Annotated in this window: 18 protein-coding genes; 14 read left to right on the forward strand and 4 right to left on the reverse strand. The window is 34.9% G+C overall.

The window, feature by feature from the left end:
- Positions 1-40: 40 nt before the first annotated feature.
- From MWU65_RS08030 to MWU65_RS08045, 4 genes are all read left to right on the forward strand, one after another.
- The gene (locus tag MWU65_RS08030; protein WP_247076804.1) at positions 41-1,657 is read left to right on the forward strand and encodes a M28 family metallopeptidase; all 1,617 of its coding nucleotides are present in this window, start codon (positions 41-43) and stop codon (positions 1,655-1,657) included.
- Between the two features lie 240 nt (positions 1,658-1,897).
- Entirely contained in the window at positions 1,898-2,812 is a 915-nt protein-coding gene (locus MWU65_RS08035) for a glutaminase (protein WP_247076806.1), read from the forward strand.
- 219 nt (positions 2,813-3,031) lie between these two features.
- The gene (locus MWU65_RS08040; RefSeq protein WP_247076807.1) at positions 3,032-3,976 is read left to right on the forward strand and encodes a diguanylate cyclase; all 945 of its coding nucleotides are present in this window, start codon (positions 3,032-3,034) and stop codon (positions 3,974-3,976) included.
- Between the two features lie 690 nt (positions 3,977-4,666).
- Entirely contained in the window at positions 4,667-5,347 is a 681-nt protein-coding gene (locus tag MWU65_RS08045; protein WP_247076809.1) for a hypothetical protein, read from the forward strand.
- A gap of 291 nt (positions 5,348-5,638) precedes the next feature.
- On the opposite strand, the gene MWU65_RS08050 is transcribed toward MWU65_RS08045, so the two are convergent.
- The gene (locus MWU65_RS08050; RefSeq protein ID WP_247076811.1) at positions 5,639-6,589 is read right to left on the reverse strand and encodes a hypothetical protein; all 951 of its coding nucleotides are present in this window, start codon (positions 6,587-6,589) and stop codon (positions 5,639-5,641) included.
- Between the two features lie 246 nt (positions 6,590-6,835).
- On the opposite strand from MWU65_RS08050, the gene MWU65_RS08055 reads away from it, so the two are divergent.
- From MWU65_RS08055 to MWU65_RS08075, 5 genes are all read left to right on the forward strand, one after another.
- Positions 6,836-7,774: a TerC/Alx family metal homeostasis membrane protein gene (locus MWU65_RS08055; RefSeq protein WP_247076813.1), complete on the forward strand. Its 939-nt coding sequence runs from the start codon at positions 6,836-6,838 to the stop codon at positions 7,772-7,774.
- A 276-nt stretch (positions 7,775-8,050) separates the two neighbouring features.
- Positions 8,051-8,422 (forward strand): RidA family protein, encoded by a 372-nt coding sequence (locus MWU65_RS08060; RefSeq protein ID WP_247076815.1) that lies wholly within the window; start codon positions 8,051-8,053, stop codon positions 8,420-8,422.
- Positions 8,423-8,923: 501 nt separating this feature from the next.
- A complete protein-coding gene (locus MWU65_RS08065; protein WP_247076817.1) occupies positions 8,924-9,511 on the forward strand; it encodes a superoxide dismutase family protein in 588 nt (195 codons plus the stop codon).
- Positions 9,512-9,820: 309 nt separating this feature from the next.
- Positions 9,821-10,225: an OsmC family protein gene (locus MWU65_RS08070; RefSeq protein ID WP_247076819.1), complete on the forward strand. Its 405-nt coding sequence runs from the start codon at positions 9,821-9,823 to the stop codon at positions 10,223-10,225.
- Between the two features lie 337 nt (positions 10,226-10,562).
- On the forward strand, positions 10,563-11,462 hold the full coding sequence (locus tag MWU65_RS08075; protein WP_281501021.1) for a patatin-like phospholipase family protein: 900 nt from the start codon (positions 10,563-10,565) through the stop codon (positions 11,460-11,462).
- 128 nt (positions 11,463-11,590) lie between these two features.
- Here MWU65_RS08075 and MWU65_RS08080 read toward each other — a convergent pair whose 3' ends face one another.
- Positions 11,591-12,154, reverse strand: coding sequence for a hypothetical protein (locus MWU65_RS08080; protein ID WP_247076821.1), 564 nt, complete (start codon positions 12,152-12,154; stop codon positions 11,591-11,593).
- Positions 12,155-12,330: 176 nt separating this feature from the next.
- Between MWU65_RS08080 and MWU65_RS08085 the strand changes: the two genes are divergently transcribed.
- Positions 12,331-12,696 carry a DUF3768 domain-containing protein gene (locus MWU65_RS08085; protein WP_247076823.1) on the forward strand — a complete coding sequence of 122 codons (366 nt, stop codon included), beginning with the start codon at positions 12,331-12,333 and terminating at the stop codon, positions 12,694-12,696.
- Positions 12,697-12,744: 48 nt separating this feature from the next.
- Here the strand turns inward: MWU65_RS08085 and MWU65_RS08090 are convergent, their stop codons facing one another.
- Together MWU65_RS08090 and MWU65_RS08095 are read right to left on the reverse strand one after the other, a co-directional pair.
- Complete coding sequence (locus tag MWU65_RS08090) at positions 12,745-13,695, reverse strand: phosphoribosylaminoimidazolesuccinocarboxamide synthase (protein WP_247076825.1); 951 nt, start codon at positions 13,693-13,695, stop codon at positions 12,745-12,747.
- A 9-nt stretch (positions 13,696-13,704) separates the two neighbouring features.
- Positions 13,705-14,658, reverse strand: a complete 954-nt coding sequence (locus tag MWU65_RS08095; RefSeq protein ID WP_247076827.1) for a PhoH family protein — start codon at positions 14,656-14,658, stop codon at positions 13,705-13,707.
- A gap of 127 nt (positions 14,659-14,785) precedes the next feature.
- Between MWU65_RS08095 and MWU65_RS08100 the strand changes: the two genes are divergently transcribed.
- The 4 genes from MWU65_RS08100 to gldG are packed head-to-tail and all read left to right on the forward strand — an operon-like array spanning position 14,786 to position 18,317.
- On the forward strand, positions 14,786-15,616 hold the full coding sequence (locus MWU65_RS08100; RefSeq protein WP_247076829.1) for an SAM-dependent chlorinase/fluorinase: 831 nt from the start codon (positions 14,786-14,788) through the stop codon (positions 15,614-15,616).
- A gap of 1 nt (position 15,617) precedes the next feature.
- Positions 15,618-15,914 carry an antibiotic biosynthesis monooxygenase gene (locus MWU65_RS08105; RefSeq protein WP_247076831.1) on the forward strand — a complete coding sequence of 99 codons (297 nt, stop codon included), beginning with the start codon at positions 15,618-15,620 and terminating at the stop codon, positions 15,912-15,914.
- 4 nt (positions 15,915-15,918) lie between these two features.
- Entirely contained in the window at positions 15,919-16,650 is a 732-nt protein-coding gene (gene gldF, locus MWU65_RS08110; RefSeq protein WP_247076833.1) for a gliding motility-associated ABC transporter permease subunit GldF, read from the forward strand.
- Positions 16,650-18,317, forward strand: coding sequence for a gliding motility-associated ABC transporter substrate-binding protein GldG (gene gldG, locus MWU65_RS08115; protein ID WP_247076835.1), 1,668 nt, complete (start codon positions 16,650-16,652; stop codon positions 18,315-18,317). The genes gldF and gldG overlap by 1 nt, the downstream gene beginning before the upstream one ends.
- The last annotated feature ends 58 nt before the right edge of the window (positions 18,318-18,375 follow it).

Here is an 18,375-nt window from a genome sequence, read left to right on the forward strand (position 1 = left end):
TACAAACGAATTATCACGAATTCACTTAAACTATACATCTATGAAAAATTGCCTAAAAATTATTGTCATAGTACTTTTTATAAGCTGTGAAAACAATAAAAAAGACACGACAACTATTGTAGAAGTAGACCAAACAACGCTTGCCCATCACATTGAACGCCTAGCTTCAGATGAATTTCTAGGAAGAAAGCCCTTTACGGAAGGTGAAGTAAAAACAGTGAATTATTTAAAAGATGAATTTGAGAAACTCGGGCTTTTACCAGGAAATGATGGAAGCTTTTTTCAAGAGGTTCCTATGGTAGAAATTGACGGAACACCTTCTGAAACTATGATTATTGCTGGAAAAAATGAAAGTATTGCATTAACACGCTTGCAAGATTTTGTAGCCACCACCAATAAAGTAGTACCTGATGTGAGCCTTGAAAACTCCGAACTTGTGTATGCCGGTTATGGCATTGTTGCACCAGAATATGGCTGGAACGATTATGAGGGCATTGATTGGAAAGGAAAAACAGCCGTAGTTTTAATTAATGATCCCGGTTTTAAATCGGGAGATTCCACCTTGTTTAAAGGCAATGAAATGACCTACTATGGCCGTTGGACCTACAAATATGAAGAAGCGGCAAGGCAAGGTGCTGCTGGAGTCCTCATTATTCATGATACAGAACCCGCTTCTTATGGCTGGAATGTGATAGAATCTAGCTGGAGTGGCGCTAAGTTGATCATTGAAAGCGATTTACCGATTTTAAATGTAGAATCATGGATAAGTGGTGAGAGTGCGCAAAAAATGTTTGATGCCTCTGCAATGAAAGGTCAAGATTATAAAACCCTCGCTAGTAATAAAAACTTTACACCAGTGCCATTAGACGTAAACGTTTCTGTAGCCATTAAAAATAAAATTAAAAAAGATGTTTCTAAAAATGTAGTTGCTTTACTACCGGGTACAGACAGCAAAGATGAATATATTATGTATACTGCCCATTGGGATCATTTTGGGGTGGGCAAACCTATTGATGGTGATTCTATCTATAATGGTGCTGTGGATAATGCCTCCGGAACGGCAGGCCTATTGGCCATAGCAGAAGCATTTAAGAAAAGTAACCCAACAAAACGTTCTATTGTATTCATGGCGCTTACAGGAGAAGAACAAGGTTTACTCGGTTCTGCCTATTATGCTGTAAACCCTATTTATAACCCTAAAAAAACGGTAGCCAATATTAATATAGATGCGCTAGCTAGTCCTGGAAAAATGAAAGACCTGACCATTACCGGTTATGGTCAGTCCGAAATGGACGAATATGCCAAAGAAGCCGCACTAAAACAAAACCGATACATTATTCCAGATCCTGAAGCCGAAAAAGGATATTTCTTTAGATCAGACCATTTTAATTTTGCGAAAATTGGAATTCCTGCCTTGTATGCGAGCGGTTCCTACGAAGGCTTTGATATCAGTATTGAAGCTATAACAAAGTTTAAGGAGGATTATGGCATGTACAAATACCATCAGCCCTCAGACGAATACCATGCTGAAACCACAGAACTAAGCGGTGTACAGTTAGATTTACAACTGTTTTTTAAGGTAGGATTAAAATTATCTAATGAAGATTATTTTCCAAAATGGTACAACGGAAGTGAATTCAAAGGGGCTAGAAAATAAAGCTAGTGCCAACAAAAGCTATAGACAATAAGGGCTTCGGGCATAACCGAAAGATTTGTGTATCTTTATAAAGTCGTTAAACTGAAAATTACACAATAGCGAAATATTCAATTTTAGCTTTAAACAAGAAAAAATAAATCAATACAATACCTTTTAGTTTTGTGCATAGGCGGAAACGAAAAATTTCCATAAAACCAAACTACGCCTAGCCTAACCGTTCTGTGCAATTAAAATAGTTAAATGAATTTTGAAGACTTAATCCGAGATGTTTACCAGAAAATTAAGAATATAGACGATAAAGGAGAGATGGCATCATACATTCCTGAACTGTCAAAAGTTAATCCAAAGAATTTTGGAGTACACATATCGACAATTAAAAAGGTTAACTTCGGTATGGGTAATTATAATGGCAAATTTTCTATTCAGAGTATCACAAAGGTACTTTCATTAATTCTGGCCTATCGCATTGTTGGGGATGAAATATGGGACAGAGTTGGAGTGGAACCTTCTGGTACAGCATTCAATTCTCTTGTTCAACTAGAGGCTGATAAAGGTATTCCTAGAAACCCATTTTTAAATGCAGGAGCTATCGTAGTATCAGATATACTTTTAAGTAATTTAAAGAATCCTAAAGAAGATTTTATCGACTTTGTACGAAGTATCTCTAACAATAAAGCATTGGAATATTCGAATAAAATAGCCCAGTCAGAAAAAGATGTAGGCTATAGAAATGTAGCCTTATGTAATTTCATTAAATCATTTGGTAAAATTGAAAATGAGCCCTCTGATGTTCTTGATTTCTACTTTGACTTATGCTCTTTGGAAATGAGCTGCAAAGAGCTTTCAGAATTATTCTTATTTTTAGCTAATAATGGTCTTGGAGTACATAACAACAAGTCAATATTGAGCGAAAGTCAATCTAAACGAATAAATGCTTTAATGCAAACATGTGGTTTTTATGACGAATCAGGAGAATTTGCCTTTAAGGTTGGGCTTCCAGGAAAAAGCGGTGTTGGAGGAGGTATTATAGCAATACATCCAAATCAATATGCGATTGCTGTTTGGAGTCCAAAGTTAAATAAGAAAGGGAATTCGCATAAGGGAATGAAATTTTTGGAAGAATTTACAACTAGATCTGAATTATCTATATTTTAAAAACTGCACGACACAGAATACAATTCATTGTGGAGGAATTCCTTCTCAAAAATTGCTTTACCAGTTCGCTGTGCAAGTACCACGTGAATTAATTAAATTTCTGCCACGACGGAAGTTCTAACTGATTGCGCGTGACAAATCATATACAGACACATTATGCCAAATTATTGAAAACAACCGACAAATGTTCAAATAATCCATACATACAATCTTAAAATTATGAATAAAAAGTCAGAATCAGAAGAGTTAATTATCATTAAAAGAGAAATTTCCTTTCAGAAAGTAGAAATAGAAACGCAATCCGCAGAACTACTCTTAATTAAAAAAGAACACTCTGTACAAAATGCTGAAAAACAAAAGCTAACGGATGAATTATTCATTGCAAACCAAGAACTTATCCTTCAGAATAATGAAAAACAAAAACGGGCCGAGGAATTAATAATTGCGAACAAAGAACTGGCATTTCAAAAAGAAGAAAAACAAAAACGTGCTGATGAATTAACTATTGCCAATAAAGAGCTTGTTTTTCAAAATAACGAAAAGCAAAAACGTGCTGATGAATTAACTGTTGCAAACCAAGAGCTTGTTTTTCAAAATGAAGAAAAGCAAAAACGAGCTGATGAATTAATTATCGCAAATAAGGAGCTTGCTTATCAAAATGATGAAAAGCAAAAACGAGCTGATGAATTAACTATTGCAAATAAGGAGCTTGCTTACCAAAATGATGAAAAGCAAAAACGAGCTGATGAATTTATTATCGCAAATAAGGAGCTTGCTTATCAAGCAGAAGAAAAGCAAAAACGGGCCGACGAGCTAATTCGTACAAATACAGAGCTTACACTCCAATACGAAGCAAAAAGAGGGTTAGCAACAGAACTGAGAATTGCCTGCGGCGAACTCAAAAAAACGGAAGTATATCTTAGAAACTATATTAAGGGATTAGAAGAAATGATGTATTTAACTTCACATAATGTAAGGCAACCTGTTTCACAAATTTTAGGCATTTCAAATTTACTAGACCTGTCTACAAATTATTCTTTAGAAGAGATGAAAAAAATAGTTGGTTATATCAAACATTCTGCACAATCTTTAGACAATTTCACAAAAGAACTCTCTGTATTTATGAAAGAAATTCACAGTAAAAATAAAAATAACTGGGCATAACACCATCTAGTAGAAATTGGTGCAGACGAGATAATATAACATTATGTTTCTTTAAACAACCATTTGTGGTTTTAGGCAGTTGAGTGTTCCAAACGTGAACTATAATAATTGAGATCGTTAATACTGAAAAGAATAAAATCTATAGAAATAAGTGATAGTTAGTCCTCATAAAAGATCGCTGATTAAAAAATACTTCTTCGAATTCTCATATAATATTAATAATGATAATGAAGTAGCAACCATTTCAGATTTTGAGCGATTTAAATCTCTGAATTAGCAAAGCAATATTCTTTGGCGGACAGCTACAACAGGGACAATGGACCTATTGTTTTGCAATAGATTATAGAGAGTCCAAAACAAGACAAAGGAAAAGCCCTATTCCAGTGCTCTATGCAAATTAATAGTTTTTTCATTTACTAGAATTTGCTACTCACCTACTCACCTAAAAGTTTGGTTTTTTTTGCTAAATTAGGGGTTTAACCCTGCAACTAATACTACACCTAGCTATTATGGACTTTTTTTATTAAAACACCTTATAGTTCTCCTCTTTTTCTATATAAAGTTATTTAACACAAACTATGGAAACACCTTCTGCTTCATTCATTAAAAACCCTCCTATTTATATTTAAAATCATATATTTAGTGAAACTAAACGCTAATGTTAAAATTCATTAGAAAAATTTGTAAAAAATGAAAGGTATCATCATCGCATTAATTTTTACAGGAATTTTGATTTCTTGTAATTCTGCCGACAAAACTAAAAACGGAACTGAGAAATCTGCCGAAACGGAAATCTTAACCTCTAGTGACTCTATAGCCGTGGCAAAAAATTATACTACCATAGATACTGATGAAGCCTTGATTGCAACAGCATTAATGGCTGCTCCAAAAGCAAGCAGAACCGGATGTAAAGTTATTGGATACAATATGGCTGGCGAATTTGTAACGCTAAGAGAAGGAGATAATGAATTTATTGTGCTCGCAGATAACCCCAATCAGAAAGGATTTAATGCCGCATGTTATCACAAAGAGCTTGAACCCTTTATGGCGCGAGGAAGAGCCTTAAAAGCAGCAGGAAAATCAGGACCAGAAATTTTTGCGATACGAGAAGCAGAAGTGAAATCGGGCCAACTTCATATACCTACGGGAGCAACCTTGCATATCTACTACGGAACAAAAACATTGTATAACCCTAAAACTTCAGAAGTGGAAGATGCGCAACTCCGTTATGTGGTGTATATGCCTTGGGCAACATCGGCATCTACTGGTTTACCAGAGATCCCAGCCGCAAAAAACCATCCTTGGCTTATGAATCCAGGAACACATAGAGCGCATATTATGATTTCACCTTTAGCAGAAGATAGTGAATAAATAAAAAAAGATATAGCTGCTCAAAACAGCATAATAAGAGACACCTATAAAAGCACAACCTTCGACAGTTTAAATCACTAAAAATAAGGTATTTAAAAACTTATTGCACCGTACCAAATCCATGTAAAAAGAGAGGAGGTTTTTGCGAAGCTTCTAGCTTGTATCCGGTTTTTAATAGTTAATTAGGTCGTTAATATACAGAACAAACCATACACGAGCACCTGAGCAACACCCTAACAAAACTTCAAAAGATAAAACAACAGAAATTCAACTGAATTAATAGTAGCACGATTATTTTAAATACTGAATCAAATATGCAATCACCAAACTCACCACAAGTCCGATATTTACTTTGCCAAAATCTTTGGCAATGATGATGTAGGTGAATTTTATTTTCTTTTTATTCAATAAATAGGTTATCCCTAATTCCCTTCCTGCCAAAATTCCAATAAATACCCAAGTTGTGCTCATGGGAATTGAATTGAGGTTGCCAAATACAAATAGAAAAACACCATAGATTAAGTCAATAATTGTGGCAGAACGAATATTCTTGGTGTTCGATTTTTGATTGACTATTTCCTGAATCTTTCCGCCCCGTTTCCTGAAAATATAAGCCATAATCAGAAGAATGCAGCCCAATGAGATTAAGAGTTGTTCAAGGGAGAGTTTTCTTGGAAGAAAAACATAAATATTCGCAAAATCCTGAATCAGCCATTGCGACCATAAAAATCCGGTAGAAAACCATTGCGCCACTAACCAATAATGCTTCTTTTTATGTTTATCGAGTTTAGCGAGAGAAAATTTAGATTCAAATTTTCTTGAAATAACAACATAGACCACCATGGCAAAGACAAAGGAAATTGCATACCCAAAGACCGATTTTAATATCATTTTTTCTATGATCATACCCGAAGAAAAAATACTTAAAATCATAAACGTGGTACTCACAGGAATTCCAAATCGAGTGATGGCTAGCAGGGCAATGGGTGCTAACAGATACCACCATGCTACTGTTTCTGGTAACGGTATGTTCGCCAATCTACCATAAGACACATCACCATCATTTACATACCATCCGTAACACAGGGTTATGGATAGAATACCGATAGCAAAAAGCCAAAGCCACCACCATTTTACCTTAAAATTTGAAGATATAAACGTACCTAGCGTCTGAATAACATCGTTGGCAATCACCGAATAGGCAGAAATAATAAAACCAATATACCCAATAACCAATTCCATAAGTGCATAAATAAAAGCACAGTAAATGTAGGGGGAAATTGATATGAAAAAATGCGATGTAAGAAAGATTTTTAAAAATTAATTTTTATGAATTTCTTAACGTACAATAGCGCTACATTTGTTCAATAATCCTCTAAAAATGCAAGGCATTAAGTGTTTATAAAAGCGCCACTAAATGTTTTTTAAAATCATTGGCAACGGCTCAATATTACCAAAACAAACTAAAATTAAAGACTTTAAATACTCATGCAACACCTAACCCCTTGGATTGTACTTATCTCCTACCTGCTTGCACTTTTGTTGATTGACTTTTTTGTTTTACACAAAAAAAATCGTGTAACTTCAGTAAAGAGAGCCATTTTTGAAACTATTTTCTTTATCATCAATGCCTTATTATTTTCAGGCCTGATTTATTATTTTTATGATACGTCTCTTGTAGCAAATGCAAATAATCTTGAACCCGCCCAAGCTGTAGTTAAATACTTAACAGGCTATCTTATTGAGCTCTCCTTAAGTGTAGACAACCTTTTCGTTATCGCCATTATCTTTACGTCCTTTAAAATTCCAAGACAATACCAGCACAAATTGCTTTTTCTTGGAATTCTAGGAGCCATCATTTTTCGTGCGATATTAATTAGTGTGGGATTGATACTTTTAGATAAAATTCACGGAATGAGTATTGTTTTTGGCTTGTTTTTATTGTTTACAGCCTTTAAAATGTTGAAAAAAGAGAGTGAACACAAAGACATTGAGGAACCCAAAGGGGTGATGAAATTTTTTCGATTCAGCAAGGAATTGCATGATGGAAAATACATAACCAAGGTCAATGGGAAACGAGTTTTTACAGCACTTTTTGGAGCATTGATAACAATAGAATTTACTGATTTACTTTTTGCTTTAGATAGTATTCCTGCAATTTTTGCGGTGACTACAGACCCCTTTATTGTTTATAGTTCAAATATATTTGCAATTATGGGCCTAAGGTCACTTTACTTTTTCCTTTCAAATATGTTGGAGAAATTTGTTTATTTGAAGTACAGTGTTTTCGCAATACTAATATTTGTTTCGGTGAAATTGATGACAGCTAGCTTAATTGAAATTCCCGAATGGTTTTCACTGCTATTTATTGGAATTTCACTCTCAGCAGGAATTTACAGCTCAACCATTACTATTAAATCGAAATAAAGTCAGTTGCCAACACAGGATTTTGAAATTATTAATTCAATTCAAATTTAAAACGATTGCGAAATTAAAGGCTGATAAAATTCTTTAGTGGAATAATGCGGGATAGCCAAAAACCGACCAAAATGAAAACCAAACCAGATTAACAAGGCAATTGACTTTCGTTGTAATGTTGCTCACATTGACTTTAACAACGTAAAGTTGTGAACAAAAGGAAAAGAAACAAGTAAAGAAGTTGAAAAAGAAATAGTTATTAAATCTGAAAAACCTGAATACTTCTTGCTTCGACCTGAAGTGGAAAAGGCCTACGGATATTCGCATGCTGTCAAAATTGGGAATGCGATTAAAATTTCTGGTGCTGTAAGTATGGACGATGATGGAAATCCAACTGCCATAGGCGATTTTGGGCAACAAATGAAAAATTGTTATGCAGATTTAGAAAAAATACTAAAACATTTTGGTTGCACTTTTGACGACGTAGTTGTGGAAAATATTTTTACAACCGATATGGCCTTGTTTATTGAAAACGCAGCTTACAGAAATGAAATTTACACCAAACAATTTCCAACAGGTTCTTGGGTTGGCGTAAAAGAATTGGTACTCCCTGAATTTTTGATTGAAATTGAATTGGAAGCACATAAATCAGAATAAAGCCTGAAGTATTGAGGATCGCAACTTCCAGTAGACAAAGTAAGGTTTTCTAATTGCGATTTATTCCTTAGAATAAGGGCTTAAACAAGTTAAAAACCACATTCAAAACCAATACATGAGCCTAAAGCCAACAACTTCTAAATACAATTAAAGCTATACCAATATTTATTCTCTGTTTATTAGGCTCTTGCAGTTATACGGCCAAGAATTAAACTACTCAAATTACAACAGGTTGTTTTAATTGGTTAACTGTGGTTTGGTCTAATCTCCATAAATTCAATTGAGACTTGGTGTGTTGTAGAAGGTCATCCCTGGCATCATTGCTTAGTTCTATTTGGACAAAATTTGTCGTCATCACTACAAACGGCTTAGGTTCTAATTTTTAATAGGTTCCTGATATAAGTGTTAGCGCTAAGAATATGAGTTAAGCATTCTTCCATTTGTGTTAAGGTTCTATTTACAGCTATGGTACATTTATGATCTAATTAAAATCATAAAAAAATGAAAACTAAAATAGCAACATTAATGGCTCTTGTATTTTTTACAGCCATTGCATGTAAAAATGATAAAAAAACAGTGGAAGGTAGTGATACCAAAGATGCTGTAGTGGAACAAGAAAAAACCATGACGTATCCACAAACAAAAGTGTTAAAAGTTCAATTGTTTGCCAAGAGCAACAGTAATGTTACTGGCGAAGTGGTCTTTACACAAAAAGATGACAAAGTAGTAATGGTAGCCAATTTACAAGGTTTAACTCCGGGTGAACACGCGATGCATTTGCACGAAAAGGCAGATTGCAGTTCTGACGACGCTAAATCAACTGGTGGACACTGGAACCCGGAAGATAAATTACACGGCAAATGGGGCGACGAAAATGGATATCACAGCGGTGATATTGGTAACCTTACTGCAGATTCTGACGGCAATGCAACCATGACTATGGAAACCGATCTATGGGCCATTGGCGGTGATGATGAAAATAAAAATATAATGGGTAGAGGAATAATTGTACATGAAAAAGCAGATGACTTTACAACGCAACCAACAGGTGCTGCTGGAGGAAGAGTAGCTTGTGGAGAAATTAAATAAAAAATCTCTTACAATTTGGGGTACATGGCAACAATGCTAATTCTGACAATTGTCTTTTCCATAAACACCCCAAGTTTTAAGCACAAAAGGCACAGTAAAAAGCCCTAGACAAGGGCTCTTAAGTTAATGGCTATTTTCTATTTTGCTTTACCCCCCATTTTTACTTTTAAAATCGCTTTATAGGCAACTACTTTCAGGGAGGTTTCGTTTTTATTTGTTACATTAGTTGCTTTACCAACTGTCTGTCAAAAACCAAACGTCAGCAACCATATCCAAACACGATAGCGATAACCTAAGAATTATTTATCCATGCAGTATACCAGTAAAGCAAGCTCTTCTTCAAAAAATGATGCAACCTTAAAAATTAAAGATTCAGAAATTGATTTTGGGACTACTCCAGAATCCGCGGATAATTTGCCAAACCCCGCGGAATTATTTTTAGGTTCATTTGCAGCCTGTATTCTTAAAAATGTAGAACGCTTTTCTGTTTTAATGAATTTTGAATACACTAGTGCTGAAATAACCGTAAAAGCAACACGCCTAGAAAAACCACCTAGGATGGACGAAATACATTATGAATTAAAAATACACAGTCAGGACAATAGCTTAAATCTTAATTTACTCCAAAAGAATATTGAAAAATTTGGAACAATCTTTAACACTGTTAAGATATCCTGCACCATCAGTGGTGCAATTAAACAGATATCGGAATGAATTCCTGGCTTACGCCGTGTACAATAAGCCCCAACAACTACCCTTAAAAAAGCAGCAAAGCTATTTCCGCAAAAATCGCAACTATAGCCTTTAAAAGAGCAGCTACAAAGGCCAAAAGAGTGCAGTCTGATTTTAAGGGATTACGCTAGAAAAATAGCACATATCTCAAGAGTAGTACTCATTACATATTTTTATAAATACATTGTAGTCAAAATTTCTATACTCCCTATTTTACCAAGATTTAAGATTGTATTTGGTACATTAGTTGCTTGAAAACAATGTAAGGCGGATGCATTACTTTAGTTCAATATAGTATGAAAACGTATAAACCAATACAATGAAAAATATAGCGTTAGTTTTATCAGGTGGTGGTGCAAGGGGAATTGCGCATATAGGTGTGATAGAAGAATTGGAAAAACTAGGGTATACCATTCACTCCATAACAGGAACTTCTATGGGAGCCCTGGTTGGTGGTGTTTATGCCGCTGGAAATTTGAAAGGATTTAAACAATGGCTTTTAAATCTAGATAAGGTAGAAATTTTTAAACTAATTGATTTTACCTTAATTAACAAAGGCTTTGTTAAAGGAGACAGAGTGTTTAACGAACTTAAAGAATTTATTCCAGACATAAATATAGAGGATTTAAAAATTAGTTTTTCGGCCATTGCCACAGACATCACCAACAAACAAGAAATGGTCTTTACAGAAGGTAATCTGTTACATGCAATACGAGCATCTATATCAATCCCCAGTATCTTTACGCCAGTATTAAATGGCAACGCTATTCTTGTTGATGGTGGTATTATAAATAATATTCCAATTAATCATGCAAAGCGAATTGCCAATGATATTTTAATTGCTGTAAATGTCAATGCCAACATTCCCCCAGCGAAAATAATTACTAGTACTAAAGAAAACACAGAAAAGCATATCATGCATCAAAGTCTATTGCAAAGTTTTAACCAAAAGCTTCATAAATTACTACCATCGGAAAAGAAAAATAGTTTGGGGTATTTTGATATTATGAATAGCTCTTTTGAAATGATGAGAGATCAATTGGTTAAATTAAACCTTGAAATTAATCCCCCCGATATTTTAATTGAAACCTCCCGTAGTATCTGTAGTATCTATGATTTTTACAAGGCACATGAATTGATTGAAAAAGGGCATCAAGCAACAGCAATACGGTTAAAGAATTATGAAAATTCAACACCAACATTGACTAAAAACGAATAAGCAACTTGCTCCTAAGCCTACCAAAGTTAAAAACATCCTTCTGAGCGTACCCTTAAGTTTGGAGCACATTTATAGCAACTAAAAATAGTTTTGCTTAAGGTGGTTGTAAAAATGAAACAATTATCGCATTACTCTTTTTCACCCCAAGGGGCTCCCGGAGCTTCTATTTCTTTAGTAAGATCAAATTTCACCGAAAAATAGCGCTCTGTTCCAACCCTTCGCAAATTATATGTAAAGATCGTTTTATCAACTGTAACCCACCAAACGTTATTGGAAGCATATGGGATTAAGTCTGCTGTTTGCTGGTCTGCAGGAAAAACCTGAATATGAGCTAAACCTGTATTTGGATTGGTACCACCATATTGGGTAACCTCATCAGGAGAACCATCTGTATGTCTATGATCGTGTTTTAAACTGAGTATCTGCTCCTTACTTTTACGAAAAACCCAAGTACGCGATTTATCGTCTCCTACAAAAAAAGGAATACGAATGGTGTTTGCTTCACAAGAACGAACATGCATCACTAGTTTTTCTCCCATAAAACCATCGCCTTCTTTGCCCCCTGCTACTATTTCTCCTTCATAGGCTTTTCCACAATGCTCTTTTAAGCTGTTCCAGAATAACTCTGAATTAGGGACCTCTTGGGCCATTAATTGTAACGGAACTAAAATTAAAAATAGAATTTTTCTCATGCTTCTTGTTATTTTAAATACAAACCCCTGAACGAGCTAAAATAGAAAAAACAATTTGGAGATACTTATAAAATTACTCTAATTTTCAAGGAGTAAGATTTACCTCCTATTTACTTCTAAAAAAGTGTCTTTAGACTCCGATTTATTTTTTAATTTTATAAGGTAAAGCTTAGTCCATGTCCACAAACACAAAAGCCATTGCCTTTTTAAATGATGCCTATCGCGCAGATATCGGTAGTTCCCGGAACAGTTACCCCGATATTAAAGGAAAATGTACCATAAGTACAGAAATTTCTAGCCTATCCGATATACATGTCGCAGAAATCATATATAGGACCCAGTCCTTTAACGGTTTTGATAAATATAACGATCCTAATGGGGAACACAAACAAGGTCGTTTTTATTATGCTGCTATTGCCATGGATGTGGTATGGGAGATACATTACTACAGGGATTATTTTGACAAAATCCCTTGTGAAGATCCTTCCGATGTATCAAAAACGATTCGGCATTTATTGATTACGCTTGCCCCTAGAACATAAAATGGCCACCAATTGGCAGCCATTTTATATCCTTCAAAATTAAGGCAATTATAAGGTCTTTAAACATTTTAAAACATTCCCTTCTATTCTAGTCTTAATATTAGAAACATCGGCCTTAACAAATTGTTCTCCCGTGATGTTTTCATACAATTCTATATAGCGTTCAGAGACTGTTGTTATATACTCATCTGTCATTTCTGGTAATGCCTGTCCTTCTAACCCTTGAAAGCCATTGCTTATTAACCACTGCCGTACAAACTCTTTTGACAATTGTTTTTGTCCTTCTCCCCTTTCTTGGCGCTCGGCATACCCATCTGCATAAAAATACCGAGAAGAGTCTGGGGTATGAATCTCATCAATCAATACAATTTTTCCATCTATGGTTTTGCCAAATTCATATTTGGTATCCACTAAAATTAAACCACGTTTTGCCGCTATTTCTGTTCCTCTTTGGAATAATGCATGGGTATAGGTTTCTAATTGTTTATAATCCACCTCAGAAACGATACCCCGTTTTATGATGTCCTCTCTTGATATATCTTCATCGTGATCTCCCATTTCTGCCTTTGTCGCTGGGGTAATTATAGGAATAGGAAACTTATCGTTCTCTTTTAGGCCTTCTGGCATTGCTACCCCACACAAGACTCTTTTTCCGAGCTTATATTCCCGTGCCGCGTGACCAGACATATAACCACGTATCACCATCTCAACCTTAAAAGGTTCACAAGCGTGACCAATAGCCACATTGGCGTCTGGGGTTGCCATGAGCCAGTTGGGAACAATATCTGCCGTCTCATTCATCATTTTGGTGGCAATCTGATTCAGGATCTGCCCCTTATACGGTATCCCTTTTGGCATTACAACATCAAAAGCAGAAAGCCTATCTGTTGCTACCATTACCATAATATCATTCGCTAAGCGATATACCTCTCTTACTTTTCCCTTGTATACATCTATTTGGTTTGGAAATTCAAAATCTGTATTTGTTATTGTATTCATACTGCCTTTTTAATTTTGATGCTCAATATTTCTATATGCTTCTATTACACTTTTTACCAATTTATGGCGAATAACATCCTTATCGTCTAAATGGATAATCTTAATTCCTTCTACATTGCCCAATACTAAAATGGCTTCCTTTAGCCCAGAAATTATTCTTCGTGGCAAATCGATCTGTCCCGGATCTCCTGTTAATAAAAACTTTGCGTTTTTACCCATACGCGTCAAAAACATCTTCATTTGTGCATGTGTTGTATTTTGGGCTTCATCCAAAATAACAAATGCATTGTCTAAAGTTCTCCCTCGCATAAATGCCATTGGCGCTATTTGAATGGTCCCATTTTCTATGTAGTGTGCTAGTCTTTCTGACGGTATCATATCTCTCAATGCATCGTACAAAGGTTGCATATAAGGATCTAATTTTTCTTTTAAATCTCCCGGCAAAAACCCGAGATTCTCCCCTGCTTCTACTGCAGGTCTAGTTAAGATAATACGACGTACTTGCTTCTCTTTTAATGCCTTAACTGCCAAGGCAACACCTGTATATGTTTTTCCGGTACCAGCAGGGCCAATAGCAAAAACCATATCATGTGTTTTTGCAGCTTCGACCAATTTTCGTTGGTTAGCGGTTTGTGCCTTTATAAGTTTACCATTAACACCATGCACCAAAACATCCCCACTACTTTCACTGGTGGCATAATCTGCTTTACTATCGCTAGTAAGGACTCTTTCTATGACATTCTCATCTATTTTATTGTATTTAGAAAAATGGTTCATAAGCATTTCTATTCGCTTATTAAATTCAACCAAATGCTCATCATCACCATATGCCTTTATTTTACTGCCACGTGCAACAATTTTAAGTTTTGGGAAGTATTTTTTTAATAAATCTATGTTTGCATTTTGATGCCCAAAAAATTCCCTGGGGCTTATTTCTGTAAGTTCAATTATGATTTCGTTCAAAAAAAATATATTAAAGGGTTAGGACGCAAATATTAATTTTAGTTGGCTATTTTTTTGTGTAATTTTGTGTAACAAATTTAATTAAAAATCAGTTTGCATCCGCAAAAACATATCAACAGTCTCATAAATGGCAATTATTACATTAACTACTGATTTTGGATATAAAGACCATTTTGTTGGTGCTTTAAAAGGAGCTATTTATAGTGAAGTAGAAAATGCTAAAATAGTTGACATATCTCATAGTATAAATCCTTTTAACATTCAAGAATGTGCCTATATCCTTAAAAATTCTTACCATACTTTCCCAAAAGGAACAGTACATATTGTTGGTGTAGATGCTGAATTAACAAAGGAAAACGAGCACATCATTGTCGCTGTAGACGGACATTTTTTTATAAGTGCTAACAACGGCGTTATGTGTTTAATAACTTCTGAAATTAAGCCCGATAAAATTGTATCCATTTATATCCCGGACTCCATTGACGGCTCTTTTCCTACCTATGATGTGTTTATTAAAGCGGCTTGCCATTTAATTCGCGGTGGCAAAATGGAGGTTGTAGGCAAACCTTTTAACACCCTTAAGAGTATTAAAGATTTTGTACCACAATTAATAGACAATGGCAATACAATTATTGGGAACATTGTATACATTGACAACTATGGCAATGTGGTTAGTAATATTCAAAAAAGTTTGTTTGATGCGTATAGAAACGGAAGAAACTATGAAGTTAAAGTACGTGGAAAGGTCATCAAAAAAATATTTTCTAAATACAGTGACATCATAGACTATTCTATTGAAAAAAATTATAGAAAAGGACCAGGAGACCTGCTGGCTTTATTTAATTCTTCCCAGTACCTAGAATTGGCAATTTACAAAAGTAACCTGACTACAGTTGGTGGTGCTTCTACCCTACTGGGGCTGGATTATAGGGATACTATTACAATAAATTTTTTATAAAATGATTGTACGCATTGTGAAATTGGAATTTAAAACTGAAAATATTGTTAGCTTTGAAAACATATTTAACGACACTAAACATTTGATCAGAGATTTTGAAGGTTGTCATTTTTTAGAATTATACCAAGACAAAAGCAATTCCAATATCTTTTTCACCTATAGTTATTGGGCCGATGAAAATGCCCTGGAAACCTACCGAAATTCAGCCTTTTTTAAAAATGTATGGGCAAAAACCAAACCGCTGTTTGCTGGCAAGCCTGAAGCTTGGACCGTAAACAAGATAGCAACTTTAAACTAAATACATGTACGCCATTTACAAACGGGAAATACAATCATTTTTCACTTCACCAATAGGCTATATGGTCATTGGTTTATTTTTAATTTTTAGCGGCCTTTTTTTATGGGTCTTTAAAGGAGACTATAATATTTTTGATTATGGATTTGCAGACCTGAGTAACTTTTTCTTTTTAGCACCTTGGGTATTTTTATTTCTGGTTCCTGCCATTACTATGAAAAGCTTTTCTGAAGAACGTAAAAGTGGCACTTTAGAGCTTTTGTTTATTAAACCCATTTCACTTTGGAACACCGTTTTGGGTAAGTTCTTTGGCACCCTTACCTTGGTTGTCATTGCTATAATCCCCACCTTTATTTATGTATATGCTATTTCACAATTAGGCACTACCATTGGTAATATAGATATGGGTGTCGTTATTGGTTCCTATTTTGGATTATTCTTTTTAATGGCCAGCTATACCGCTATCGGCGTTTTTGCATCTACACTTACTCAAAATCAAATTGTAGCCTTTTTATTGGGATTAATTCTATGCTTTGTCTTCTTCTATGGTTTCCAGGGTATTTCTACCTTATTTGAGGAAGGAAATTTGGTAGTTACCACAGCTTCGTTTGGTATGAAGGCTCATTTTGAAAGTATAGCCAGGGGTGTTTTAGACACCAGAGACTTGGTCTATTTTAGTGGATTAACAATCTTCTTTTTATTTCTTACCGTTGTGCAACTTAAAAGATTAAACCAATAATGAAAAAGACATTCACTACCGCAGCCATTGGTTTAGTTGTATTATTAGGAATCAACTTTCTATCCAATTATATCTATACCAGAATAGACTTAACAGAAGACCAAAGGTATACGCTATCTGCCTCTGCATTAAGTACGGTTGATGCATTTACATCTCCTGTAATCATAGATGTGCTTCTAGATGGTGACTTACCCGCCGAATTTGTAAAATTGAAGTCGGAAACAAAACAAATCCTTGAAGAATTTGCTGCTACAAACACCAATATAAAGTTCAATTTTGTAGACCCACTTAAAGACGCCAGCAATACGGAGGCCGTTATGGCAGAATTACAACAATTAGGCCTTACGCCGGCCAATGTAACGGTAGAAGAGAATGGTAAAATTTCCCAAGAATTTGTCTTTCCTTGGGCTATGATAAACTACAACAACAAAACTACAAAAGTAGCTTTGCTTAAAAATAAATTGGGTTCTACCACAGAAGAGCGTGTTACCAATTCTGTGCAGCAACTAGAGTATTCTTTTGCAGATGCTTTTAGCAAACTAAATCTTGTAGAAAAGAAACGCATTGCCGTCATTAAAGGGAATGGCGAGCTAGAAGATCAGTATCTAGCAGACTATTTGACTTCCATTAAAGACTATTATAATATTGGTGCTATAACCCTAGATTCTGTTGTGACAAATCCACAACAAACCTTAGACCAATTAAAGGCGTACGATTTAGCACTTATTGCAAAGCCTACAGAAGCATTTTCTGATGAAGAAAAATATGTTTTGGACCAATATATTACCCAGGGAGGAAAATCGATCTGGCTTATAGATAAGGTATCCATAGAATTGGATAGCTTGTTTAATGAAGAAGGTAAGTCCTTAGCATTTCCCCGAGATTTAAATCTTACTGACTTTTTCTTTAAATATGGGGTGCGGATAAACCCTGTATTACTAAAAGATATTTATGCAACACAAATAGTTCTAGCCAATGGAGAAGGCAACGACTCGCAATACAATCCAGTTCCATGGCCCTACAACCCAATGGTTTTTTCTAGGAATGACCATCCTATAAATAATAATTTGGAAGCCTTACGTTTTCAATTTGCAAACACCATTGATGTGTTAGACAATAATGCGTACAAAAAGAAAATTTTATACTATAGCTCTCCCCTATCTACTGTGGTAGGCACTCCAAACATTATAAGTTTAGACATTATCAATCAAAGTCCAGACAAAGCAGCGTACAATAATGGAAATAAGGCGCTAGCTGTCCTTATAGAAGGTGAATTCAATTCAGTGTACACCAATAGAGTAAAACCATTGGAGTTGCAAAATAACCTAGAAAAAGGACCAGCCAATAAAATGCTAATTATAGCAGATGGCGATGTTGTAAAAAATCAAATTAGAAACGGCAGACCTTTAGAACTTGGTTATGACAAATGGACAAATAACTTTTACGGCAACAAAGAATTTATGGTGAACAGCATAAATTACCTGCTCGATGATAGTGGACTTATAAACATCCGAACTAAAAAAGTGGGGATACCATTCCTAGATCAGGAGAAAATAAGCACCCAAAAAACAAAGTGGCAACTCATTAACATACTGTTACCATTGACGTTAACACTTATTATTGGTATTCTATTTAATTATTACAGAAAACGTAAATACGGTAAATAAGTGTTAATAAGTTTGTTTTCGTTGAAAGGACATTTAAAATATCTTTGTTTCACAGATT

It is taken from the genome of Cellulophaga sp. F20128 (genome assembly GCF_023015805.1).
In the GTDB taxonomy this organism is placed as follows: domain Bacteria; phylum Bacteroidota; class Bacteroidia; order Flavobacteriales; family Flavobacteriaceae; genus Cellulophaga.